Here is a 22625-nt window from a genome sequence, read left to right as displayed (position 1 = left end):
TTACTCGACGTCGACTTCCTTGATCGTCGGGGCGCGCTCCTTCAGGAGCACGCGGTGTCCGCAGTACGGACACCGGACCCCGCCGTACTCGTCGAGTTCGACGTCGCGCTTACACCGGGAACACTTGTAGCTCATTACTCCTCGTCGTCGGTCGCGAGCGCGGCGCGGATCGATCGCTTCACCGTGCGTCCGCCGGGCGTCTCCGGCCGGTACGCGCCGCCGGTGAACGTCTCGCCCGTCTCCTCGTTCTTCCAGACGCCCGTCCCGATCCGGGTGACGCTGTCGCCGTCGAGGGTCGCGTTCTGCATCTCGCCTTCGATCTCCTTGACCCGGCGGCGGGCGACGCGCCCGTAGCGCGCGCCGAACCGGCCCGCGCTCCCGGTACTGCGTGCCTTGTTTTCGGCCATAGTACCGCCCAATACCGGCACGGAAGGGATAAACCCTGCGAGTCGGCGACGGCGTCCGGAGCCGATCAATGAACCATATCCAGCAGGAAGATCGAGAGGAACCCGACGAAAAACAGCGTCGTCGACACCGGCGTCTCGGGGACCTTCTGTGCTTTCACCAGCAACTCCTCGGTGACGAGATACAGCAGCGCCGCGGAGCCGAACGCGAGGACGATCGCGATCGGCGCTCCGGTCACCCCGTCGAGGGCGAGGACGCCGACGGTCACCCCCACCATCAGCAACGCGCCGAACGCCGCCGGAACGGCGAGTTTGCGGGGGGTCGAGACGCCGGACGGCAACGCGACGACGCCGGCGACACCCAGGAAGAGGACCTCGATGGCCAGCGCGACGGCGATGAGGACCCCGGTCGCGGCCTCCGTGAGGAACGTCACCCCGATGAGCACCCCGTCGATGACCATGTCGATGCCGACGGTGATGAGCAAGCCGGCTGCGCCCGCGAACCCGCCGCCGACCTCCCGTTTCTCGATGATCTTGCTCAGTCGGTGGATGCCGAGCATCGTCACGACGCCGATGGCGAACCCGACGACCACCACCGTCGGGGCTCGATCGTGGATATCCGGCAGCAGTTCGGCGGCGACCGCGGCGATAACCACTCCGGCCGCGAAGTGTTGTACGTTGCTCTCCATCTTCGCTCCCGGCGGTCGGTAGACGGCGATCACACCACCGAGCAGTGCGGCCACGACGGCCAACATCGTATACGACAGCGCCTGAACGAGTGTTCCGGCCATTCGGCCGATCTTCGTGGCCGGATCCTGATTAAACCGGCCGTTCGGCTCGGGGCGCTAGTCCTGTAATCCGGTGGCCGCCAACTCATCGTTCAGGTCGTCGCGCACGCGCTCGCCCGTCTCGCGGTCCATCGCCGTCGTCACGATCCGGTTTTCCTGGACGCTCGATCCGTCGCGAAGGAGGAGGCGGACGTTGCCGTTGCCGTCCGCCCGCGTCACCTTCGCCCGCAGGCCGGACTGCGATCCCGTCCCGCCGGCGTCGATGGGCCCCGGAACGATCTTCTTGACGTGCGGGTGTTCGGCCACCGTCGAGATGGCCCGTCGCCCGGTCCGCCCGCCGATCAGCGTCGTGTGTCGCCCGCCGAGTTTCTCCTTCGGCGCCGTCTCCACCACCTCCAGCGCCCGCTCGCCCCGTCGCTCACGCACCGTCTCCACTGGATCCTCGCCGGCGACGCGGTAGAACTCGTAGTGGGTCTCGCCCCGCACCGCGCGGATGATCTCCCGGTCGCCCGCCGCGAACACCGTCTCCGGGCGTTTGCGCCGGATCTCGTCGGCGATCAGCCCGGCGAAGTTGCGCCGCTCGATCACCCGGCTCCGCCCCTCCTCCTCCGGACGGGTGGTGATCGCCGTCTCCCCCAGTACCGACTCGTCGTCGAGCATGGTCAGGGTGGCACGGTCCGCCTCCACCTCGAGGACGACCGCGTCGCAGTTGCCCGTATGACAGACCAGACAGTAGTCGCCGGGGCGATCCAGCGGGGACCCACACCGCCGACACTCCATGTCGGAGGCAGGCGGCGCCACCGGATAAGTCCGTCCCTCGCGCCCCGCGGTCGACACAAGATCCATGCGTCTCGCCCTCACACGGCCGGATATGGTCCCCCATCCCTCCCCCCGTCGAACCCTCCTCGCCGCCCTCCTCGTAGGACTCCTCGTCGTCCCCGCGGGTGCGGCGACCGCGAGTCCCCGGCCCGTGGCCGTCTGTGAACCCTGCGAACGCGGGTTCGAGTCCGCCGCCCAGACCAACGACGTGGACGTCCGGATCGAACGGAGCACGGCCACGATGCGCGTCCACCGGAACGGCTCCGCGACGTGGACCGTCGAGAACCGCCTGAACGACACTGCCGCCTTCGAGAACACGTCGCTCCGGCGGTCCGTCGCCGAAGAGGCCATCCTGATCCACGACGCCCGCCTGCTCTCGACGAGCGTCTCGGGCGATACGCTACGGATGCGCTATCGTACCCCCGACGCCGCGACCGAGGCCGCGGGCGGTACCCTCCGGGTCGACTACTTCCGTGACGACCCCGGCGCGATGGTCCGGAACGGCCTCGGCGCCGACCGCCTCACCCTCGTCGCGCCCGAGGGGATGGTCGTCGAGCGCGGCCTCCCAGGGGCCGACGTGTCCGGCCGTCGGATGACGGTCACGGCTTTCGAGGGGTCGGGCGACGGGCCGTTCGTGATGCTCGCGCCTGCCGACGACCCGCTCGCCCCGCTGTGGAGCCTCGTCGCCGTTTCCCTCCCGATGCTGCCCGTCGTCGGCCGCAACCTCTTCCTGTTGGTCGCGGTCCCGGCGGCCGTGTTCGCGGGCGGCCTCGCGGCCCTCGCCTGGGTCACGGACCGCGCCGACCTCGGAACCACCGCCACCCCCGACCGCCGCGCCCTCGTCGTCGCCGCGCTCGGCGTCCTCGCGCTCGCACACCCGCTCTACGCCGGGGTCGTCCTCGCCGGCGCGTCGCCGCCGCTGTTCGCCGCCGGCGTCGGTACGATCGTCCTCGGCGGGTCGCTGTCGATCCCTGCCGTCCGCGACGGCCTCTCGACCCGGCGGCTCGCCGCCCTGATCGCCTTCGCGTTCGCCGCCGCCCTCGCCGCCGGGTTCCTCCTCCGAACGCTCGCCTCTGGCGACCTCTCGATCCACGAGGGTGCGGACGTCGTCGGGATCGTCCTCCCGGCGCTCCCCGTCTACGCGGTCACGCTCGTCGGCTACGCCGCCGCGGCGGACCGCCTCCGGCACCGGCACGGCCTCGCGGCCGCCGTCGGCGCCCTCGCGCTCGTCCTCGGCGCGACGTTCCCCATCGCGTCGCGGGGCGGGACGCTCTACTTCTTGAGTGTCGTCCTCGCCGTCCTCGGCGCCGTCGCCGCCGTCGTCGTCGGCGTTCCCTTCTTCCTGCTCGGGTACGGCTTGGTCGATCCGAGCGGTCGCGGGCCGCGAGGGGCCGCCGACGGCTAGAGGTCCCGCGGATCGACCTTCAGGAACTCCCGGAGGACGGCGGTGGCGTACGACCCTCGTGGCAGCGAGAACGAGAGGGTGAGCGGGTCGCGCTCGACCGAGAGGTCGGTGCCGACGAGGACCGCCCGCCGGGTGCCCGAGGAGTCGAAGTTGCCGGGCAGGTCGAAGTCGGACGGCGACAGGTCGAGGCCGTCGAGCACCTCGCGTTCGACGTCGCCGGGTTCGCCGTCGCCCAGCTCCGTTTCGGTGCCGACCAGCGGCGCGGTGACGAAGGCCCGTCCCCGCTCGCAGTGCCGGGTCACGACGTCGACGCGCTCCTCGGTCACCCGCTGGAGGCGGTCGGTGTCGGGGACGGCGAGGTCCGCCGGCGCGTCCGCGTCCGCGAACGCCACCACGTCCCCGGCGACCGGGCGGTCGAAGGGCAGGCCGCGACGCAGGCGCTCGGAGACGATCCGGTTGAAAGCGAACGACTGGGCGGCGTTGACGAACAGGCGCTGGAGGTTCCAGGGGACGGCCTCCAGCGCGTTCCGGAAGTCCGCCGGCTCGCGGCCGCCGTTCTCGACCAGCCGGTGGAGCATCGACCGCTCGTACCCCAAGTGGCCGGGCATCGCGTCGAGCGCCGCCGCCCAGTCGGGGTCGTCGCCGGCGGCGACTTCCTCGACCGTCGCCCGTGCCGTCCGCGTCCGCTCCGGCTCCGTCTCGGCCGGGTTGCCGACGTAGGCCAGGACCGCCGCCCGCCACTCCTCCCGGACGACGTGCAGTCCGACCTCGTGGGTGACGGGGCGCCGGCTCCCGAACCGCTGGTGGCCGAAGACGTTCGGCACCGCGGGCCGCCCGCCGCCGAAGGCCGTCAGCGCGTCGCCCACGTCGTCGACCGCCTCCGGGCGCTCCGGTTCGCTCACCCGGATCTCGAAGGCGTTGCCGGCGAGGTCGCCGAACTCTAGGTTTCGCCCCACCCGCCCCAGCGGCTCCAGGTCGACGCCGTCGAGGGTCGGCAGATCCGCGGCGTCGATCCCTTGGACGGAGAACAGCTGCGTGGTGACCGCGCGCTTGTCCTTGGTGCCGGCCCACGACACCCGCTCGCGGCTCACGCCCAACGCATCCGAGAGCGCGCCCGCGAAGTCGTTGGTGTCCCAGTCGACGAGCGTCGCCCGCACCAACAGGTGGGGGTAGGCTCCGGCGTCGGCGTCGGGCGGCTCGGGGTCGACGGCTTCGAGCTCCCGGACCCGGAAGTCGGCGGGGTCGGCCCGGAGTCGGCCGCCGACCCCGGGGCCGTCGCTCACGTAGTAGTCGATGCCGACCTGCCGTTCGAGCGGGTGTGCCTCGCGCATCGGGTCGGCTGGCGTTCGCGGCGCCGACGGGTCAGCGTATCGGTTCGGTCGGACTGCCGACCGTCTCGAAACGGTCGGCCGACAGTATCAGCCGACGAGACCGGCCCACTCGACCACCAGCAGGAGGCCGACGACGACGCCGAGGGCGCCCGCGAACGCCCGGAGCGCCCGCTCCATCCCGGTGTCGAGCGTCCGGCCCCACACCGCCGCGACGGCGGCCATCGTCAGCACCGACGCGAGGCCGAACGCGCCGAGGAAGGACGCGGCCGTCGGGAGGTCCGGCGTCGTCGAGACGAGCGCGATCACGAGGGCGCCGCTCCCCGCGACGCCGTGGAGCGCGCCCACGAGCGCGGAGTCGCCGTGGACGTGGACGTGCCCCCCGCCCAGCGACAGGGTGCCGACGTCGAAATGGCCGTGGAGCGGATGCGTCCCGTGGGCGTGCTCGCGGCGGCCGATCACGCCCGCGAGCATCCGCCCACCGAGGTAGCACAGGACGACGCCGACGACCGCCTCGAAGAGGCCCGTCACCGACGCCGGGAGGCGGACGCCGAACGTGAGCAGCGTGGCCCCGAGCGCGGCGATGGGGACGGTGTGACCGATCCCCCACGACGCACCGACCAGGGCGGGGGACGACGCGGGCGCGCCCAGTCCGTTTTCCGAGGAGCGTGGCTCCTCGCCGTTTTCCGAGGAGCGTGGCTCCTCGCCGTTTTCCGAGGAGCGTGGCTCCTCGCCGTTTTCCGAGGAGCGTGGCTCCTCGCCGTTTTCCGAGGAGCGTGGCTCCTCGCCGTTTTCCGAGGAGCGTGGCTCCTCGCCGTTTTCCGAGGAGCGTGGCTCCTCGCCGTTTTCCGAGGAGCGTGGCTCCTCGCCGTTTTCCGAGGAGCGTGGCTCCTCGCCGTTTTCCGAGGAGCGTGGCTCCTCGCCGTTTTCCGAGGAGCGTGGCTCCTCGCCGTTTTCCGAGGAGCGTGGCTCCTCGCCGTTTTCCGAGGAGCGTGGCTCCTCGCCGTCTCCCACGGCGTCTCCCTCCCCGCCATCGACCAGCGTCGCGACGGCGGCGAGGTGGTCCGTCTCGAGGGCGTGACGGGCGCCCATCGCCCCGCCCGCCACGGCCGCAGCGACGAGTGACATACCGGCCACTCGCCCACGGCACACTTAGCCGTTGCGTGCTCGGTCGACTCCGGCCGGATCGCCCGCACGCGGTCGACCATCCGGTGAGCGGGGACGCGACGGAGCCGGCGCATCGAGAACCGCGATCCGGTCGGCTGATACCGTTTATTGTACGTCAGTACCGGTGGTTCGCCGGACTGTCCTGGCGAACCACCGATGAACAGTTACAATAATCCGTATGAGTCAGTACAGCGAGAGGTCGCCGGTCACCCGGTCCACGTCGTCGTCTTCGCCCGGCCCCACCGCCAGCGCCGTCACGGTCCCGGGCTCCAGCTGGGTGTGACCGGCGTCCCGGACGACGGCGTTCGGCAACCCCGCCCGCTCGGCGGCGTCGGCCAACTCGAACAGTTCGGACTCGCCGCTCCCTTTCAAGACGACTTTCTTCTGCCCCTCGCCCTTCCACGCCCGGCGGGTGCGCTCGTCGGCGTCCTCGTACGCCGACAGCGCGGCGTGGGCGACCTGTGCGGCGAGTTTTCCCTGTCCCATCCCGAGGTCGGTCCGCGCGACGATGGCCTGTTTCATGCCCCGTCGTCCGGCCGGCCGGACCAAAGCGTCGTCGGTCCCCGCGCTCCCGGGCGACCGACTCCGGGGCCCCGAGGACCGGTCTCGGGGGATTGCGGTCCGCAAAGAGACGCGACGGCGACGACCGCGGCGCCGTCGGTTTCAGTAGGCGTCGGCGTCGACCAGCCGCTGTGCGATGCGCTGGGCGCCGACCGCCGCGGACTCGGCGGGGCTGTCCGGCGCCACCGCCTCGACCTCCCGCTGGAGTTCCTCGCTCAGGCGCTCCTCGAACTCCTCGACGATGCCCGGGATGCAGGCCATTCCGCCCGTCAACACGACGGGACGATCGAGCGCCAACTGGTAGACCTTGATGTTGTCGTTGGCGAGTTCGGGCAGGAAGGCGTTGGCCACCTCCTCGACGGCCTCGTCGACGTACTCGTCGACGGCGTCCATGACGCTGCGCTCGATGGTGAACTCGTGGGAGCCGCCGCCGGGCTGCTGGATCACGTCCGTGAACGGCTCGAAGTCGACGAAGTCGGCGTGCTCCTCCTTGTACTCCCGGGCGGTGGTGGTGTCGATGTTGACCCGGCCCTGGGTCTCCTCCTCGACGTAGTTGGCGATCCGTCGGTCCACCTCGTTGCCGGTGACCGCACCCGTGGTGAAGGGGACGAGTTGCTCGCCGCGGCGGTACGCCGAGGCTTCGAGGTTCGTCGACCCCAGGTTCACGGTGACGAAGATGTCCTCGACGGCCTCCAAGTCGTCGCCGAGAGCGGGTACCGACCCGCAGAGCGACTCGGGATAGCTCCGGATCAGCGCCTCGCCGATGGTGCTCCCCTCGATGACCGACTGCAGGTTCGCCAGTCCCGCCTCGTTGTCGATGGTCGGGATGGCGTACACCACCGCGCTGTCGGTGGGGACGTCGTTCGCCTCGATGACCTCCTCGAAGAACGTCGCCGTCAACTCCGCCCGGGAGTCGTCCTCCGGGAGTCCCGAGCGGAGGGTGTACTGCACGCGGTCGGGGTACTCCGTCGCCGCCTGATCCCCGTAGAGGACGCGCTCCTCGCCCGTGATGGCGTCCTCGTACGTCGCGAGACAGGTGAGCGTCTTGATCGTCCGCAGTCCGTCGCCGTCGGGGATGGCGATGACCGTTCGAGTGCTTCCGAGTTTCACGCCGATGGGCGCGGGCCCGTCGTCCCCGGCCGTCGTCCCGTCCTCGTCGTCCTCGCTCTCGGAGTCGCTCATGCGGCCGGCGCTACACGCGGACGTGATAAATAAGCACTCCCCGTCTCGGTCACCGACCAGTCAGCGAGGTCAACCGAGCGACGTAGTGGAGGCTGACGCGATGGTCGTCGGCGTTCAAGTCGTTGTCGGCGTTCGCCCGCGAGTCGTCGATGCCCGAGAGGTAGGCGTCGAGTGCCTCGGCGGCGTCGCTACCCAGCCATCCGACCGCTTCGTAGAAGTCGACGGCGTCGTCCACCGAGTCGCGTCCCGCCTGCAACACGAGGAACTCCAGCCACTCGAAGATCAGCGCCTCGGCGACCAGCGACGCCGGGAGCGCGGGGAGGTACGGCCGCTCCAGCGCTTCGATCCGGCGATCCATCGTGGCCAAGTCGCGGGTCAGCGACGCCTCGAACGCCGTGTCGGCCGCCGAGCGGTCGCCCTCGCTCTCCTCGTCGTCGGTCTCGTCCGGCCATTCGGCTCCCGCGTCCGTCTCCTCCACTCGGTCCAGCATCGACGCGTCGCTGGCCGCCCGGAGTTCGTCCAGGTCGTAGTTCCGCGGGTCGATGGCCATCGAACGCCGATGAGTAGGGGCGCTCGCGAATTAAAGGCTTCCCAACCGTGTGACGCCCGTCCGACGGTCTCGCACCCGCCTCGTCATCGTCACCGGTGGTCCGCCAGGACAGTCCGGCGAACCTCCGGTAGACGGTCACGACGATCCGTCTCGGGCGTCGGTCCCCAGGGCGCGGTTGGCGACGAGCAGCGCCACGAGCGCGGTGAGGAGGGCGCCCACGAGGGCGTAGGCCGCGAACCAGCCGACGGCCTCCGCGACCGTCCCCGTCACGCCGCTGCCGAGCGAACTGACGAGCAACACGACCGTCCGAACGAGGCCGAAGCCCGTCCCGCGCTCGTCGGCCGCGAGGTGGTCCATGAACCGCGAGTTGAGTGCGCCCGGCCACGAGAGGCCGAGACCGACGAGCCCCGTTCCCGCGACCACCGCGACGGGCCCGCCGGCACCGAACAGGAAGCAGGCGTAGCCGGCGACTCCGGCGAGAAACGACGCCGCGAGCGCCGGATCGCGCCCGGTCGCGTCCGACACCCACCCCAATCCCGGGGCGGTGACCAGCGTGAGCGCGAACACCGCGCCGAAGACGAGGCTGGCGCGTCCGGTCGTGAGCCCCACGTAATCGACGAGGAAGGTCGGGAAGAAGGAGGCGAAGGACTGCCAGGTGAAAAAGCCGACCATGGCAAGCAGGGTCGTGAAGGCGATGCTCGGACGGGTGAGCAGGGCGAACAGTTGGCCGACGTCGACGACGGCCTCTCCTCGACCGTCGCCCGCCGCGGTCGCCGGGACCCGCCACGCGAACAGCGCGAGGACGACCGGCGCCACGGCGGCCGGCACGAGCACGCCCGCCCGCCAGTCGAACCGGGTCGCCGCCGCCGCGCTCGCGACGGGGGCGATCAGCCCCGCGGCCGACGCCCCGATCTCGTGGACCCCGAGCGCGCGCCCGGTGTTCTCGAAGCGAGCGGTGAGAAACGAGGTGCCGGCGGTGAAGTACAGCCCCGCGGCGGCGCCGAGGGCGACGGCCGCGACGGCGAAGACGCCGAACGTGGGCGCGCTCGCGAGCGCGAGGCTCGCCACCGTGATACCGGCCATGGCGGCGAGGATCACGCGCCGCTCCCCGATCCGGTCGGCGACGATCCCGCCGGGGAACTGGAAGAGCGCGTAGGCCGCCCACATCCCCGAGAGCGCGAGGCCGACGGTCCCCGTCGTGACGCCGAAGGCGTCGATGACGTCGGGGACGAGCGGGCTCGGCGCCAGTCGAGCCACCATCGTCACGAAGAAGGCAGCCGTCGTCACGCCGAGGAGATCCCAGCCGCCGGATCGGGTCATCGTCGGGCGGTCATCCCCGATCCGCTTCGTTCTTGCGTTCGTCGGGAGGGTTTTATCGCCCCGGCGACATGGGTTCGGGTATGGATCCCGGGGACGTCGAGTACGAGCCGGTCAGCGTGAAGGTCGTCCTCGTCGAGATGAAGGATACGGCCGAACTCCTCATCGACCTCGCGTACTCGGCGGTCCTCCACGGGAGCGACGAGGTGGCCGCGGAGGTGCTGGAACTCGAAGAGCGAATGGACGTCTTACAGCTCCAGGCGCGGATGAGCCTGCTGATGGCCGCCCGGAGCACGGAGGACGCAGAGCGGCTGGCGCCCGTCCTCGGCGTCGTCGGCGCCGCCGAGAAGATCAGCGACGCCGCGGGCGACATCGCCAAGGTGGTGCTCGAGGACATCGGCGTCCCCGAGGCGATGCGGGCGGCCATCCCGGAAGCGGTCGAGACGGTCGTCCGCGGACGGGTCGCCCCCGACTCCGACTACGCCGGCACCTCGCTCGGCGGCTGCAACCTCGAAACGGACACCGGCGTCCGGGTGATCGCCATCCGCCGTGCCGGCGACTGGATCGTCAACCCCGACCGGGACACGGCGCTTTCGGCCGACGACGTGGTTCTCCTCCGGGGCACCGAGCGGGCCATCGGCCCGGTGTACGAGACGGTCACCGGCGACGCCTACGATCCCCCGGCTCCCGTCGACTCCACCATCGACGACCTCGACCGCGCCGTCGACTCAATCGTGTTGATGAAAAACATGAGCGAGTTGGCGGTCGACCTGGCCTACGGCTCCGTCCTCTTCGACAGCCAGGGCGTCGCCGCGGAGGTGGTCGAACTCGAGGCCGAGGTCGACGCGCTGAAATCCCGGTTCGAGGCGTGGGTGTTGCGCGCCGCCGGCCGCGTCGAGGACCCCATCTCGCTCCGGGGGCTGGTCCACCTGGCGAGCGCGACGGAGGTGATCAGCGACGCCGCCCTGGAGATCAGCGAGGGGGTGCTCCGCGGCCTCGACACCCACCCGGTCGTCGCCGCCGCCGTCGAGGAGTCCGACGAGGTGATCGTCCGCGTGGGCGTCGGTGCGGACGGACGACTGGCCGACGCCTCGCTGGGTGACTTGGAGGTGAAGACGGCGACGGGGATGCGCGTCATCGCCGTCCGCCGCGGCGGCGGCGACTGGGTCGTCTCGCCCGGCCCGGAGACGGTCGTCCACCCCGGCGACGTGCTGATCGCGAAGGGGACCCGTGCCGGGGCCGACCGGCTGGCCGACCTGGCCGGCGACGCCTAGAGGCGGCGCGCCAGGCGAACGGCGGTCACCGCCGTCAGCGCCGCCGTCACGAACAGCGCCGTCGCCGACGCGAGGACGAACGCGAGGCCGAGAAACCAGCCCTCGGGGCCGAGAAGCGGGTACCGCTGCGTGGCGGTGACTGGCCCGAGCAACTCGAAGACACGGACGAGATAGACCAGCGCCGCGAGGGCGAGGCCAGCGGCGGCGCCGGCGGTCGCGTTGCGTCGCACCCGCAGTGCGTCGAGCAGCCCGGACACGGGCGGTCGCTCCGGTCGGTCGTCGCTCACGGTCGGAGTCCGGACTCCACGATCAAAGCCCCATCGTTGTGCGGCGGGGCCGCGGCCGCTCGGTCCGGGACCGAATCGCTCAAAGGGACCGAGTCCGTGAGTCGAACAATGACTTCGGTGGGAAGCGCGGACGCCTCGCCCGGAACGGTCGACACCGGCCGTCTGGAGGTCGGCGAGACCCGCGACGGCAGTACGTTCGGTCTCCCCGTCGCCGTCGTCGAGGGAGCCCGCGACGGCCCGACCCTCTACGTGCAGGCGGCCAGCGACGGCGACGAACTCAACGGTGTCGGCGTGGTCCAGCGCGTCGTTCCACAACTCGACCCCGACGAACTCTCGGGGACGGTGATCGTCGTCGGCATCGTCAACTACCACGCCTTCCAGGTGGCCGAACACCGCAACCCCATCGACGACACGAAGATGAACCGGGCCTACCCCGGCGACGGGAACGGCACGTCGAGCGAGCGTATCGCCGCCGCCACCTACGATGTCGCCCGCGAGGCCGACCTCGTCCTCGACCTCCACCAGGGGTCGACCAGCCGGATGATCGACGAGGTGCGGGTCCGGTGTGGCCGCCGTCACCGCCTCCACTCGCAGTGTCTCGAACTCGCGAAGACCTTCGGCTGTGGCTACGTCCTCGACCAGAAAGGACCGGACGGGCAGTTGGCCCGTGTCGCCCCCTCCGACGGCGTGCCCGCGGTCGACCCCGAACTCGGCGGCGCCGTCGGCTGGGACGAGGGGAGCATCGCGAAGGGCGTCGAGGGCGTGTTCAACGTGCTCCGCGGCTACGACTTTCTCGACGGTGACGCCGGTATCGAACCCCAGACGCGGGCCAAGGCCTTCGACCAGTACGGCTCGCCGGTTGGCGGCCTCGTCCGCTATCAGCACGACCTCGGCGACCGCGTGACCGCCGACGAGACGCTGTTCGAGGTGACCGATCCCTTCGGCGGATTGAAAGCGCGGATCACCGCCGACAACGACGGCATCTTCTGGCGGAGTCGCCGCCTTCCGCAGGTCGCCACCGGCGAGTACGTCTGCTCGGTCGGCAAGAACGTCGACACGTACTGATGGCCGCCCGCCTCGCCTGCCCGGCCTGCGGCGAGACGTACGCCGATCGCTGGCGCTGTGTCTGTGGCACGCCCCTGGAGTTCGCGTCGGCGCCCCGGCCCGACGGCCCGGCACCCCCGTTCGCGTCGTTCGACACCCGCCGCGGCCTGTGGGCGTTCGATGCCTTCCTCCCGGTCGAGCCACGCGTCTCCCTCGGCGAGGGGTTCACGCCCCTCGTCGACGCCCCGGCCTGGGACGCGACGTTCAAACTGGAGTACGTCTCGCCGACGGGGAGTTTCAAGGACCGCGGCGCCGCGACGACCGTCTCGCGGGCGCTCGAACTCGGCGTCGACCGGGTGATCGAGGACTCCTCTGGCAACGCCGGCACGGCCATCGCGACCTACGCCGCCCGCGCCGGCCTCGACGCCGACGTCTACGTCCCCGCCTCGGTCACGGACGCCAAACGGCGGGCCATCGCGGCGACGGGGGCGCGGGTGCGGGAGATCACGGGGGATCGCGAGGCGGTCGCCGACGCCTGTCGGGAGGCGGTCACGGATGGCGACGGCTGGTACGCCAGCCACGCCTGGAACCCCGCCTTCTTCGCCGGCACCGCCACCTTCGGGATCGAACTCGCCGCCCAGCGGGACTGGTCGCCCCCCGACGCGGTCGTCGTCCCCCTCGGCCACGGGACGCTCCTCCTCGGCGCCTACCGCGGCTTCCGCACGCTCGTCGAGGCGGGGTGGGCCGACGACCTCCCCCGCCTCCTCGCGGTTCAGGCCAGCGGGTACGCGCCCGTGGCCGACGACCGGAACGGCGGGTCCGCCGGGACGAACGACCTCGCCGACGGCATCCAGGTGCGCGAACCGGTCCGACGCGCGGCCGTCGACGCCGCCCTCGACGCGACCGGCGGGGACGCCATCGCAGTGTCGACGTCGGCCGTCGAGACGGCGCTCTCCGACCTCCGGGATGCGGGGTTCGGCGTCGAACCGACCGCAGCCGTGGCCCCGGCGGGGCTTCGTGTGTACCGCGGCCGCGGGGTCGTCGACGCCGACGCCGATGTCGTCGTGCCGCTCACCGGCCGCGCGAAGTGAGGGTCCCGTCGGTCGCCGCCGTCGCGGCCGGTGAGCGGGGCGACGCACTCACCTGATCTCGTCGATCGCGACGAAGGCGTCGTCGGTCGCCGTGATCCAGGCCGTGAGCCTGCGATCCTCGGGGGCGTTCGAGGGGTACACCGTGCACTGACTGCCGTCGCTCCCGACGGCCTCGATGGTGTGGTCCAGGGTGTACGTCGGCCAGCGGTCGAGCGCGGGGCTGTCGACCGTCGCCGGCCGGTCGTCCTCGTCGACCGAACTCACGGGCCGATCACCCGACGAAGCGTGAATCGTTCACACATCACTCGCTCCCTCGGCCGCTTCCCCCTTGCCTATTGACTCCTTACCACGGGTTAACGAGTCGTTGAACCGCGGATATCCGTCGTATACCGTCAGCGCTCGGGGTGGGTCGGCGCGTCGAACCCGCCCCGGACCAGCGGTTTGGCGACGTGTCGGCGCGCGCAGGGCGGCACCTCGTACCAGCCGGGATCGAGCCGCCGGTCGACGTCGCGCCCGACCCGTCCGGGGGCCGTCGTCCCGCAGTCCCGACACCGGTAGCCCTGCTCCCGGCCGGCGCTCTCCATCGACCGCTCGCAGTCCGGACACGCCGGCACGACCCGTTCGGTCGTCACCGCCTCCCGGAGCGCGAACTTCTCGAGTTTGAGCGTCCCCTCGCCCACCTCGCCACAGACTGTCACGCGGTCGCCGGGACGGAGCCCGCGCACCCGGTCCCGGAAGCGTTTGGTCGGCTCGAAGGCCACGCAGGGGAGCCGGTCGTCGCCGTCGCGGAGCGTCAGGTGAACGTGGCCGCCCGCCCGCGTCTCGGGCGCCTCGTCGACGACGCCGTCGACTCGGTAGGCGCGGCCGTCCCGCACCGTCCCGACCCGTCCCGGCCGCAGGTGGGCGTCGGTCCCCTGATTGGTCACGAAGGTGGCCTCGCGGTCGACCGGTTCGCTCTCGATGGCGGCGGCGACGCCCCGCACCGCCCCGGGGTCGTCGCCGCGGATCCCGTAGAGGATCGGGCCGGGCGCCGCGGGCACACAGACGAGTTCGTCCTCGACGCGGTCGACGGTGTCCCAGGCGTCGGGGTAGGCCGCCTGCGCCGCCGCGAACGCCGAGTCGCGGTCGACCGTCCGCGGCGTCCCGCAGCGATCCAGCGCGCGGTACGCGATGTGTTCGTGGGTCCAGTCGTCGAAGGCGCGGGCGGCGCCGACGGCCGCGAGGGCGCCGATCCGCCCCCGACCGTCCCCCCACCCACGGTGGCGGTAGTCCGCATCCTCGATCAGCGCCAGCGCGTCCGCGAGGTCGATCCGCTCGCGCACCGCCCGGCGCGCGAACGCGGCGACCGGATCGGGGACGCCCTCGCCCGCCGCGACGACCACTCCCGGACTCGTCCGCGGGTCGTCGACCGCGGCGAACCGATCCACAAGCCGCTCGGCGAGGCGACCGGCCCGGCCCGGATCGAGGTCCGTCTCGACACAGAGCGCGGCGTTGCCCCGGGTCTTCCACTCCACGGCGGGGTTCAGGCGGATCAGCCGGCGCTCGACGATCCGTCCACCCGCCTCGGCGATGGCCTCGGCGAGGCGGGTCGCCACGTACGTCGTACACATCCCCCGTTCCCGGGAATCGGTGTCGTCGATGCCGACGAGCGTCACGGGGGCGCTACGCCGGGCGCCGTTGAAAGACGTTTCGCGTCGACGAGCGAGCCCTCACACCCCCGTCAACGCGCCAATCGCCAGACAACGGGCAGGTCTTCGACACAACTTATATATGTCGCGGGGCGCTTACCTTTCGGTATGTCACGGTCAGCACTGGTCGGAAACATCACTGCGATGCTCCAAGACGCGGGATTCGCGGTGAGCGACCGGTGTTCGATTCGTCCCAAGAGCTTCGACCTGGCGGCCCGCCGCGGCGACGACCTGCTTCTGGTCAAGATCCTCGCCAACGTCGACGGCCTCGATGCCGAGACGGGCGTCGAGATGCGTCGACTCGGGTCGTATCTCTCCGCGACGCCGCTGGTCATCGGCCTGCGCACCCGCGACGAGGAGCTGAAACCGGAGGTGGTGTACTTCCGACACGGCATTCCGGCGATCAACCCGGATACGGCCTTCGACCTGTTCGTCGAGAACGTCTCGCCGCTCATCTACGCCGCGCCGGGCGGCCTCTATGTCAACATCGACGGCGACCTGCTGGCCGACGAACGCGAGGAGCGCGGGTGGAGCCTCGGCCGGCTGGCGACCGAACTCGGCGTCTCGCGGCGCACCGTCTCGAAGTACGAGGACGGCATGAACGCCAGCATCGACGTGGCCATCCAGCTCGAGGAGCTCTTCGACCAGCCGTTCAGCGACCCCGTGGACGTGATGGACGGCGCCGAGGCGGTGCGGGAGGCCGACCCGACCCCCGAGGACCCGGCCCTCGACCCCGACGGGGATCACGTGCTCGCCGTCCTCGCCCGCGTCGGCTTCACCGTCCACCCGACGGACCGGGCCCCCTTCTCGGCCGTCAGCGAGGACGGCGACCGCGAGATCGAGAACCTGCTTACCGGCCACTCCGCGTTCACCCGCAGCGCCGAGAAGCGCGCCCGGATCATGTCCTCGCTCGGCGAGGTGACCCGGACCCGGGCCGTCTACGTCACCGAGGAACGCGAGAAACGGGACGCCGTCGAGGGGACGGCGCTGGTGAGCGAGGACGAACTCGCCGCGCTCAGGGACGCCGACGACCTCCGCGACCTCATCCTCGAACGCGCCCGGGCGCCAGCCGAGAGTTAAGACCCTCGCGGCCGGTCGGTCGACCGTGACCGACGGATTCAGCGTCGTCGACCCCGAGGAAGTGTCGACCGAGCCGTTCCGGACCTGTGAGACGGTCGTCCGGAAGCTGACCGAACCGCTGGGCTGTACCGAACTCCGGGTGAATCAGGTGCTCGTCGACCCCGGCGAGGTGACGACGCCACACACCCACGAGGGACAGGAGGAGGTGTTCGTGGCGACGACCGGCGGTCAGATCGCCATCGACGGCGAGGTCCACGAGGTGCCGGCCGGCGGGGTCGTCCGCGTCGCGCCGGAGACGGTCCGGAACCTGTGTAACCACACCGACGAGCGACACGTCTGGCTCGCCTTCGGCGCACCGCCGGTCGGGAGCGTCGAGGGGTTCGGGGCCTACGTCGTCGCCGACGAGTGACCGCCGCGGATCAGTTCTCCGCGCGGGCGCCGTAGGTCCCCTCCAGATACTCGACGATATCGTCGCTCTCGGGCATCCCCTCGACGTCGTTGTCCGGGTCGACGAGAACCGGCACGCCGGTCTGTCCGCTCACTTCCTCGACGTCGGTCCGCTCGGAGTGTGATCGGGGCACCTCGTGGGAGACGTACTCCAGGTCGAGTTCGTCGAGTTTGTCGATTACCTTCGCACAGTAGGGGCAGCCGGGCAGTTCGTAGAGTTCGAGGTTCGACATCACCCGCACTTGCGGCTCCGTCCTCTTGAGGGCGGCGGGCGTGTGTGCCGCCGTCGCCGCTACGCGAGGGTGTTCGTCCGTACGACGTAGTACAGGACGAACGCGCCGGCCAGCGCCCAGTGGCCGGGGCGGACGTCGCCCCACTCGCCGCGGGCGGCCTTCACGATCGGATAGGTGACGATGCCGGCCGCGATGCCGGTCGCGATGGAGTAGGTCAGCGGCATGACGAGGATGGTCATGCCCGCGGGGATCGCATAGGAGAGGTCGTCCCACGCGATGTCGACGACGTTGCCGAGCATGACGACGCCGATGACGACGAGGGCGATGTGGGAGGCATAGAGGGGGATGGCCGCCGCCAGCGGCACGACCGCGAGCGACGCGAGAAAGAGCAGGGCGACCACCAGGGCGGTCATGCCCGTCCGGCCGCCCTCCTCGACGCCGGCGGCCGATTCGATATACGTCGTCACCGTCGACGTGCCGAGCATTCCCCCGACCGTCGTGCCGACGGCGTCGGCCATCAGCGGCCTGTCGATGTCCGGCAGGTTGCCGTCCTCGTCGAGGAAGCCGGCGATCTGTGAGACGCCGGTGAGCGTCCCCGCGGTGTCGAAGAAGTCGACGAAAAAGAAGGTGAAGACGACCAGCGCGAAGGTGAACGCCTCGATGTCGGCGAGGCCGTCGAGGAAGGCGCCCGCGAGCGGCGTGATGTCGTAGGTGGCGCTCGGACCGCCCGCCACGAGTCGGCCGGCGGCCTCGCTCCCGACGACCCCCGCGTTGGCGACCACCCAGCCGAGCACGGCGGTGGCGACGATGCCGATGACGATGGAGCCCCTGATCCCGCGGGCGTAGAGCGCGAACGTGAACAGCAGGCCGACGACGGAGACGATGGCGACGGGGTCGGAGGCGACCGCCCCCAGTTGGACGAGCGTCGCGGGGTCGTCGACGACGATGCCCATCGCCTGCAACCCGATGATGGCGAGAAAGAGGCCGATCCCGGTACCGACCGCGAACTTCACCGGTTCGGGGAAGGCCCGGATGACGTACTCGCGGGCGCCGACGGCCGTGAGGACGATGAAGACGATCCCCTCGACCACGACGGCCGCGAGCGCGGTCTGCCAGGGGATACCCAGCGCCCCGACGACGGTGAACGCGAAGAAGGCGTTCAGCCCCAGTCCCGGCGCCTGCCCGAACGGGCGGTTCGCGTAGAACGCCATGATCAGCGTCGCCGTCGCCGCCGCGATGATGGTGACGACCGCGAGCATCGACTGTACTTCCGGCAGGCTGTACCCCGGAACGGTGATCCCGGGTTTCTCGCCGGGGATGCCGGCGAGGATGCTCGGGTTCACCACGACGATGTACGACATCGTCAGGAACGTGGTGAGCCCCGCGAGCACCTCCGTGCGGAGATCCGTCCCGTGCTCCTCGAACTCGAAGTAGTTCGCCAGCGAATCACTCAGCGCCATCTATACCCCAGCGTATCCGTGATGTGGAACTTAACGGTTGGCATGCGACGCCCGCGAAATACGGACGAACGTCGATGAGGGTTCAGTCTCCGGCCAGCAGATCCTCGGCGGTCAGCAGGGCGTCGAGTTCGATGCCGTGATCCGCGAGCAGTTCGCTCGCCCCCTCGCCGCGGTCGACGACCACCAGCACGCGGTCGACGACGGCGCCCGCCTCCCGGAGCGCCTCGACGGCGTCGAGCGCGCTCGTCCCCGTCGTGGCGATGTCCTCGAGGACGACCACGCGCTCGCCCTCGTCGAGTCGCCCCTCGATGCGGTTGCCCGTCCCGTACTCCTTGGCCTGCTTGCGCGCGATGACGTAGGGGCGGCCGGTCTCGGCGCTCGTCACCGCCACCAGCGGCACCGCACCGAGGGCGACGCCCGCGAGTTTCGGCTCGTCGATCCGCTCGGCGAAGGCCGCGGCGATCAGCCGCAGACACTCGGGGTCGGTCTCGAAGAGGTACTTGTCGACGTAGTAGTCGCTCGTCCCGCCGTGGGAGAGTTCGAACTCGCCGAACTCGACGGCGTCCGCGTCCCGGAGCGCCGCGATGAGGTCCTGATCCGCCATTGGCGTGACCGGGGCCGCGAACGGATATAAACGGGACGGTCCCCGCTCACCAGGGTTCGGACTTCAGGCCGAGGAGGTACGCCCCGACGTTGGTCGTGACGTGGAGCAGGGGCGTGGCGACGAGGATCACTGCCAGACGCGCGGGCGAGAACGTCGAGAGCGTCCACGACGGCGCGAGGAGGGCCGCCAGGGCGAGCGCCCCGACCACGAAGTCGAGTTGGTCGAGGCCCGGGACGGCGGCGCCGCGTTCGCGGTCCAGGCGTCGCTTCACGAACGAGGCGCCGATGTCGCCGAGCATCGCGCCGAGCGCCAGGCCGACCGCCGCCCGGAGCGGGAACGAGGGGAGGGTGGCCCCGAGCGCCGCGGCGGCGCCCGGTCGGACGGCGTCGAGCCCCATCGCCAGCGCGACGCCCGCGACGGTGCCCGCGGCCGTGCCGCGCCAGGTCTTGCCGTCGCCGAGGAGCCGACGGCCGTCGACCGTGCGCCCGCCGTCGATGGGACGCCCGCCGCCGGCCAGGACCGCGACGTTGTTCGGGACGTACGCCGGCAGCATCGCCCAGAGCGCGCCGGCGACGAGCGAAACCACCATACCTCCCGTAGATGACCGGGGGGTGAAAAGCCCCGGCGGTTCGCGGCGGGACGTGGACACGCTGAAGACCCCAGCACTCCATCCCCCGGTAATGTCCTCGTGGAGACGCGACGTCGCCAGCGGACTGGTGGTCCTCGTCCCCATCCTGGTCACCCTGTTCGTCCTCAACTGGCTGTACGCCAGGGTCGCGGAACTACCCGTCGTCCGGACGCTCCCACCCTACTACGGCGTCCCCGTCGCGCTCGTCGTGTTCGTCATGCTGGTGTTGTCGGTCGGCTACCTGATGCGGACGACCGCCGGTCGCCTGTTCGAGCGCGTCCTCGACAGCGCGATGAACCACGTGCCCCTCATTCGGATCCTCTACAACGCCTCGAAACTCGCCGTCGAGACGGCGCTCACCGGCACCGAGGACCTCCAGAAGCCGGTCCGACTGGAGACCTGGCCCGGGATCGACATGACCGCGTTCAAGACCGGGCAGACCACCGCCGACGGCAAGGTCGTCCTGTTCATGCCCACCGCCCCGAACATCACCACCGGGTTCGTCATCGAGGTGGCCCCCGACCGGATCGAGGAGACCGGCGAGAGCGTCGAGGAGGCGCTGACGCGCATCCTCAGCGCCGGATTCGCGGAGGACGAACACGCCCAGCGGATCGACACCGCCGTCGAAGAGGCCGGCGCGGAGGCCGAGCCAGGGACGGCGACCGACGACGGGACCGCCGACCCGTGACTACACGTCGACGTACGTGAACCAGTCCTCGTGGGCGTCGGTGCGGCGCTCGACCAGATCGAAGAAGGCCTTCTGGATGTCCTCGGTCACCGGGCCGCGGCTCCCCTCGCCGACGACGACGTTGTCCACCTTGCGGATCGGCGTGACCTCCGCCGCGGTGCCCGAGAAGAACAACTCGTCCGCGGTGTTGAGTTCGCCCCGGCTGATCGTCGCGTCGTCGTGGACGGTGTACCCCTGCTCGCGCGCGAGCGTGATGACGGTGTTCCGGGTGATGCCGTCGAGGATGCCCTCGGCGAGGCCGGGGGTGTAGATTTCGTCGTCGCGGACGAGAAACAGGTTCTCGCCCGGACCCTCGGCGACGTTGCCCTCGCCGTTCAGGAGGAGCGCCTCGGTGTACCCCTCCCGCTTTGCCTCCAGACTCGCCAGCACGCTGTTGACGTACGGGCCCGTCGTCTTGGCGTTGGTCGGGATCTGTGCCGAGGAGTACTTCTGCCACGACGACACCGTGACCTCGACGCCCTGCTCCAGCGCGTCCTCGCCGAGGTAGGCTCCCCAGGGCCAGACGGCGATGGCCACCTGTTCCGGACAGGTCTCGGGGCTCAACCCCAGCATGTCGTAGCCGTAGTACGCGATCGGTCGGATGTAACAGGAGGGGAGATCCTGCCGGCGGATGAGTTCCTTCGTCGCTTCGGTCAGTTCCTCGCGGTCGAAGGGGACCTCCAGGTTGTACGGCTTCCCCGACTGGTAGAAGCGATCCAGGTGTTCCTCCCACCGGAAGATGGCCGGGCCATCCTCCGTATCGTAGCAGCGGACGCCCTCGAAGACCCCCGTGCCGTAGTGGAGGCCGTGGGTGAGCACGTGGATCTGCGCGTCGTCCCAGTCGACGAACTCGCCGTCCATCCAGACGGTGTCGACGTCGCCGGCCTCGCGCATCTCTTCGAAGCCCATCTCACGCACCCTCCGTGCGCCGGCCTGGGCTTCCCGTCCGAGTCCCGTCGCGAGAAGTCGTCGTATCGAGCAGCATGAGTTGGTGTCATTTGTCCCAATCCGCTCTTAACAGTTTCCGTGCGGGTCGTCGGCGCGAATCGCCGTGGGCGACGGACCGCTCAGCGGAGCGCGTCCACGAGCGTCGCGCCCTCGACGAACGGTACGTCGTGTTCCCGGGCGTAGGCCCGCGCGTCCGCCGTCGAGAGCGCCCCGCCCGTCCCGTCGTCGAGCATCTCACAGCCGGCGACGGCGGGGGAGACGGCGGCCTCGCGGGCCAGCGCCAGTCCGAGTTCCGTGTGGCCGCGGCGCTCGGTCAGGAGGTCCGGGGCCGCCCGCAGGAGGTGGACGTGCCCGGGCGTGCGGAACTCCTCGGCGAAGGCCTCGACGCCGTAGCCCGCCTCGTCGCTCACCTCGCCCAGCCGGCGGATGGTCAGCGCTCGGTCGTCGTCGGTGACGCCCGTGAACCCGTCCCGATGGTTGACCGTCAGCGAGAACGAAGGGTGGGCGTCGTAGCCGAGGTCGGTGTGGTCGTTCGCCGGGTGGTCGAGCACCTCGTGGAGGAACGGAAGGTCGAACCGCTCGGCGACCGCGTCGGGGAGCGCGACGAAGACGAGGCCGCCGCCGTCGTTGCGGAGCCGGGCGACCGCGGCCGGCGTCACCGCGCTCGCGGGGTAGAGCAGGTCGGTCTCGCCCTCGCGGTCGTCGGCGTCGTGGACGAGCACCGGTTCGCCGGCGCGGAAGGCGGCGACGGCGCGGTCGAGTGCGTCCCCATCGGGATCCGTCGACTCCCCGCGGCCCTGAACCGTCACGTCCCTTCGCCCCCCAGGTGGACCGTCAGGCCGTCCCCGTCCTCGAGGGCGAGTTCGTCGCGGAGCTTCACCGGGGCGATCAGTTCGAGTTGCGTCTCGTCGTGGTGGGTCCGGTCCGGAACGATGACGTGTGCGCCGTCGTACGAGCCCGCGTCGGCGTCGATCCGGGCCGCGTAACACGTCGCCGGCCCGAACGTTCGGTCGCCGTCCTCCCAGCCGTCGATGCGGGTCGTTCCGGTCTCCAGTGCGTCCATCTCCCCGCGGCTACGGACGCTCTCGGCCGTCAACTCGACGTTGAGCGTCCCGGGGAACGGCTCGTAGCCGAGTCGCTCGCGGAACTGACGCATGTAGCCGGACAGCGAGATGTAGTGGCGCCCCTCGCCCATGCCGCTCGTGACGGTGCCGTCGAGCGACAGCGTCGCGTCGTCCTCGAACAGCCGCCGGTAGTCGGCGTACTCGCGCCGCAGTGCCGACACCCCCGCGTCGGTGAGTGTCACCAGCTGGCCGTCGGCCAGCAGCTCCCGGTTCAGGAGTCCGGCCTCGTCGAGCCGCTGGAGGCGGCGGGAGGCGGTCTGTGCCGACGCGTCGAGGCGCTCGGCCAGCCCGGAACACGAGACCTTCGTCCGCCCCGAGAGCCCACCGTCGAGGCCGATACGCTTCAGGGCGGCGAGTTCGTCGTGGCTCACCGACGACGCCGCTGCGCTCTCTGCCATACTCCGGATTGTCGCTCGCCGCGTATAAGCATACCGAATACGGTATGCGTAACATATTCGTGATGATTCGC

The 22625-nt window shown here is 70.8% G+C and carries 27 protein-coding genes; 7 read left to right on the top strand and 20 right to left on the bottom strand.

Translation table 11 applies throughout. From position 1 onward, the window contains the following. From EI982_RS11300 to EI982_RS11285, 4 genes are all read right to left on the bottom strand, one after another. The gene (locus EI982_RS11300; protein WP_114448489.1) at positions 1-135 is read right to left on the bottom strand and encodes a DNA-directed RNA polymerase subunit P; all 135 of its coding nucleotides are present in this window, start codon (positions 133-135) and stop codon (positions 1-3) included. After that, on the bottom strand, positions 135-407 hold the full coding sequence (locus tag EI982_RS11295; protein WP_157689804.1) for an eL43 family ribosomal protein: 273 nt from the start codon (positions 405-407) through the stop codon (positions 135-137). The genes EI982_RS11300 and EI982_RS11295 overlap by 1 nt, the downstream gene beginning before the upstream one ends. Positions 408-472: 65 nt before the next feature. Further along, the gene (locus tag EI982_RS11290; RefSeq protein ID WP_199243600.1) at positions 473-1195 is read right to left on the bottom strand and encodes a ZIP family metal transporter; all 723 of its coding nucleotides are present in this window, start codon (positions 1193-1195) and stop codon (positions 473-475) included. 54 nt (positions 1196-1249) lie between these two features. Beyond that, positions 1250-1972, bottom strand: a complete 723-nt coding sequence (locus EI982_RS11285; protein WP_157691157.1) for a DUF2103 domain-containing protein — start codon at positions 1970-1972, stop codon at positions 1250-1252. A 91-nt stretch (positions 1973-2063) separates the two neighbouring features. Between EI982_RS11285 and EI982_RS11280 the strand changes: the two genes are divergently transcribed. Further along, positions 2064-3416 carry a hypothetical protein gene (locus EI982_RS11280; protein WP_157689803.1) on the top strand — a complete coding sequence of 451 codons (1353 nt, stop codon included), beginning with the start codon at positions 2064-2066 and terminating at the stop codon, positions 3414-3416. Here EI982_RS11280 and truD read toward each other — a convergent pair. The 6 genes from truD to EI982_RS11250 form a co-directional block, all read right to left on the bottom strand. Then, entirely contained in the window at positions 3413-4747 is a 1335-nt protein-coding gene (gene truD, locus EI982_RS11275) for a tRNA pseudouridine(13) synthase TruD (RefSeq protein WP_157689802.1), read from the bottom strand. The two genes, EI982_RS11280 and truD, sit on opposite strands and share 4 nt — an antisense overlap. 87 nt (positions 4748-4834) lie before the next feature. Next, a complete protein-coding gene (locus EI982_RS11270) occupies positions 4835-5872 on the bottom strand; it encodes a sulfite exporter TauE/SafE family protein (protein WP_157689801.1) in 1038 nt (345 codons plus the stop codon). Positions 5873-6094: 222 nt separating this feature from the next. Beyond that, complete coding sequence (gene pth2, locus EI982_RS11265; RefSeq protein ID WP_157689800.1) at positions 6095-6433, bottom strand: peptidyl-tRNA hydrolase Pth2; 339 nt, start codon at positions 6431-6433, stop codon at positions 6095-6097. A gap of 141 nt (positions 6434-6574) precedes the next feature. After that, entirely contained in the window at positions 6575-7654 is a 1080-nt protein-coding gene (locus EI982_RS11260; RefSeq protein ID WP_157689799.1) for an actin-like salactin, read from the bottom strand. A gap of 49 nt (positions 7655-7703) precedes the next feature. Further along, positions 7704-8204 carry a FlaD/FlaE family flagellar protein gene (locus EI982_RS11255; protein ID WP_157689798.1) on the bottom strand — a complete coding sequence of 167 codons (501 nt, stop codon included), beginning with the start codon at positions 8202-8204 and terminating at the stop codon, positions 7704-7706. A gap of 135 nt (positions 8205-8339) precedes the next feature. Then, complete coding sequence (locus EI982_RS11250; protein ID WP_157689797.1) at positions 8340-9524, bottom strand: MFS transporter; 1185 nt, start codon at positions 9522-9524, stop codon at positions 8340-8342. Positions 9525-9604: 80 nt separating this feature from the next. Between EI982_RS11250 and EI982_RS11245 the strand changes: the two genes are divergently transcribed. Next, positions 9605-10795, top strand: a complete 1191-nt coding sequence (locus EI982_RS11245; RefSeq protein WP_157689796.1) for a potassium channel family protein — start codon at positions 9605-9607, stop codon at positions 10793-10795. On the opposite strand, the gene EI982_RS11240 is transcribed toward EI982_RS11245, so the two are convergent. Continuing rightward, a complete protein-coding gene (locus EI982_RS11240; RefSeq protein WP_157689795.1) occupies positions 10792-11082 on the bottom strand; it encodes a DUF7536 family protein in 291 nt (96 codons plus the stop codon). The two genes, EI982_RS11245 and EI982_RS11240, sit on opposite strands and share 4 nt — an antisense overlap. 108 nt (positions 11083-11190) lie before the next feature. On the opposite strand from EI982_RS11240, the gene EI982_RS11235 reads away from it, so the two are divergent. Both EI982_RS11235 and EI982_RS11230 read left to right on the top strand, forming a co-directional pair. Continuing rightward, on the top strand, positions 11191-12147 hold the full coding sequence (locus tag EI982_RS11235) for a succinylglutamate desuccinylase/aspartoacylase family protein (RefSeq protein WP_157689794.1): 957 nt from the start codon (positions 11191-11193) through the stop codon (positions 12145-12147). Then, positions 12147-13217 carry a pyridoxal-phosphate dependent enzyme gene (locus tag EI982_RS11230; RefSeq protein WP_157689793.1) on the top strand — a complete coding sequence of 357 codons (1071 nt, stop codon included), beginning with the start codon at positions 12147-12149 and terminating at the stop codon, positions 13215-13217. Before EI982_RS11235 ends, EI982_RS11230 begins: the two co-directional genes overlap by 1 nt. A gap of 48 nt (positions 13218-13265) precedes the next feature. Here the strand turns inward: EI982_RS11230 and EI982_RS11225 are convergent, their stop codons facing one another. After that, positions 13266-13481 (bottom strand): DUF7511 domain-containing protein, encoded by a 216-nt coding sequence (locus EI982_RS11225; protein ID WP_157689792.1) that lies wholly within the window; start codon positions 13479-13481, stop codon positions 13266-13268. Positions 13482-13609: 128 nt separating this feature from the next. Then, positions 13610-14872 (bottom strand): tRNA(Ile)(2)-agmatinylcytidine synthase, encoded by a 1263-nt coding sequence (locus EI982_RS11220; protein ID WP_157689791.1) that lies wholly within the window; start codon positions 14870-14872, stop codon positions 13610-13612. A 141-nt stretch (positions 14873-15013) separates the two neighbouring features. Here EI982_RS11220 and EI982_RS11215 point away from each other — a divergent pair, with 141 nt between their 5' ends. Together EI982_RS11215 and EI982_RS11210 are read left to right on the top strand one after the other, a co-directional pair. Continuing rightward, on the top strand, positions 15014-15985 hold the full coding sequence (locus tag EI982_RS11215; RefSeq protein WP_157689790.1) for a transcriptional regulator: 972 nt from the start codon (positions 15014-15016) through the stop codon (positions 15983-15985). A 25-nt stretch (positions 15986-16010) separates the two neighbouring features. Continuing rightward, positions 16011-16394 carry a cupin domain-containing protein gene (locus tag EI982_RS11210; protein WP_157689789.1) on the top strand — a complete coding sequence of 128 codons (384 nt, stop codon included), beginning with the start codon at positions 16011-16013 and terminating at the stop codon, positions 16392-16394. A 10-nt stretch (positions 16395-16404) separates the two neighbouring features. Here the strand turns inward: EI982_RS11210 and EI982_RS11205 are convergent, their stop codons facing one another. The 4 genes from EI982_RS11205 to EI982_RS11190 all read right to left on the bottom strand — a co-directional run bounded on the left by EI982_RS11205 (position 16405) and on the right by EI982_RS11190 (position 19318). Further along, complete coding sequence (locus tag EI982_RS11205) at positions 16405-16665, bottom strand: glutathione S-transferase N-terminal domain-containing protein (protein ID WP_157689788.1); 261 nt, start codon at positions 16663-16665, stop codon at positions 16405-16407. A gap of 59 nt (positions 16666-16724) precedes the next feature. Beyond that, complete coding sequence (locus EI982_RS11200; protein WP_157689787.1) at positions 16725-18125, bottom strand: NCS2 family permease; 1401 nt, start codon at positions 18123-18125, stop codon at positions 16725-16727. Between the two features lie 82 nt (positions 18126-18207). Next, positions 18208-18729, bottom strand: a complete 522-nt coding sequence (gene pyrE, locus EI982_RS11195) for an orotate phosphoribosyltransferase (RefSeq protein ID WP_157689786.1) — start codon at positions 18727-18729, stop codon at positions 18208-18210. A gap of 46 nt (positions 18730-18775) precedes the next feature. Further along, entirely contained in the window at positions 18776-19318 is a 543-nt protein-coding gene (locus EI982_RS11190; protein WP_157689785.1) for a CDP-2,3-bis-(O-geranylgeranyl)-sn-glycerol synthase, read from the bottom strand. Positions 19319-19409: 91 nt separating this feature from the next. On the opposite strand from EI982_RS11190, the gene EI982_RS11185 reads away from it, so the two are divergent. Beyond that, the gene (locus EI982_RS11185) at positions 19410-20045 is read left to right on the top strand and encodes a DUF502 domain-containing protein (RefSeq protein WP_157689784.1); all 636 of its coding nucleotides are present in this window, start codon (positions 19410-19412) and stop codon (positions 20043-20045) included. Here the strand turns inward: EI982_RS11185 and EI982_RS11180 are convergent, their stop codons facing one another. The 3 genes from EI982_RS11180 to EI982_RS11170 form a co-directional block, all read right to left on the bottom strand. Continuing rightward, positions 20046-20993, bottom strand: coding sequence for a branched-chain amino acid transaminase (locus EI982_RS11180; protein WP_157689783.1), 948 nt, complete (start codon positions 20991-20993; stop codon positions 20046-20048). Between the two features lie 158 nt (positions 20994-21151). Then, on the bottom strand, positions 21152-21841 hold the full coding sequence (gene ribB / locus EI982_RS11175) for a 3,4-dihydroxy-2-butanone-4-phosphate synthase (RefSeq protein WP_157689782.1): 690 nt from the start codon (positions 21839-21841) through the stop codon (positions 21152-21154). Next, a complete protein-coding gene (locus tag EI982_RS11170; protein ID WP_157689781.1) occupies positions 21838-22554 on the bottom strand; it encodes a DUF120 domain-containing protein in 717 nt (238 codons plus the stop codon). The genes ribB and EI982_RS11170 overlap by 4 nt, the downstream gene beginning before the upstream one ends. Between the last annotated feature and the right edge of the window lie 71 nt (positions 22555-22625).

It is taken from the genome of Haloplanus salinarum (assembly GCF_009762275.1).
GTDB classification, from domain to species: Archaea; Halobacteriota; Halobacteria; order Halobacteriales; family Haloferacaceae; genus Haloplanus; species Haloplanus salinarum.
This window is presented reverse-complemented; position numbering and strand designations above follow the sequence as displayed.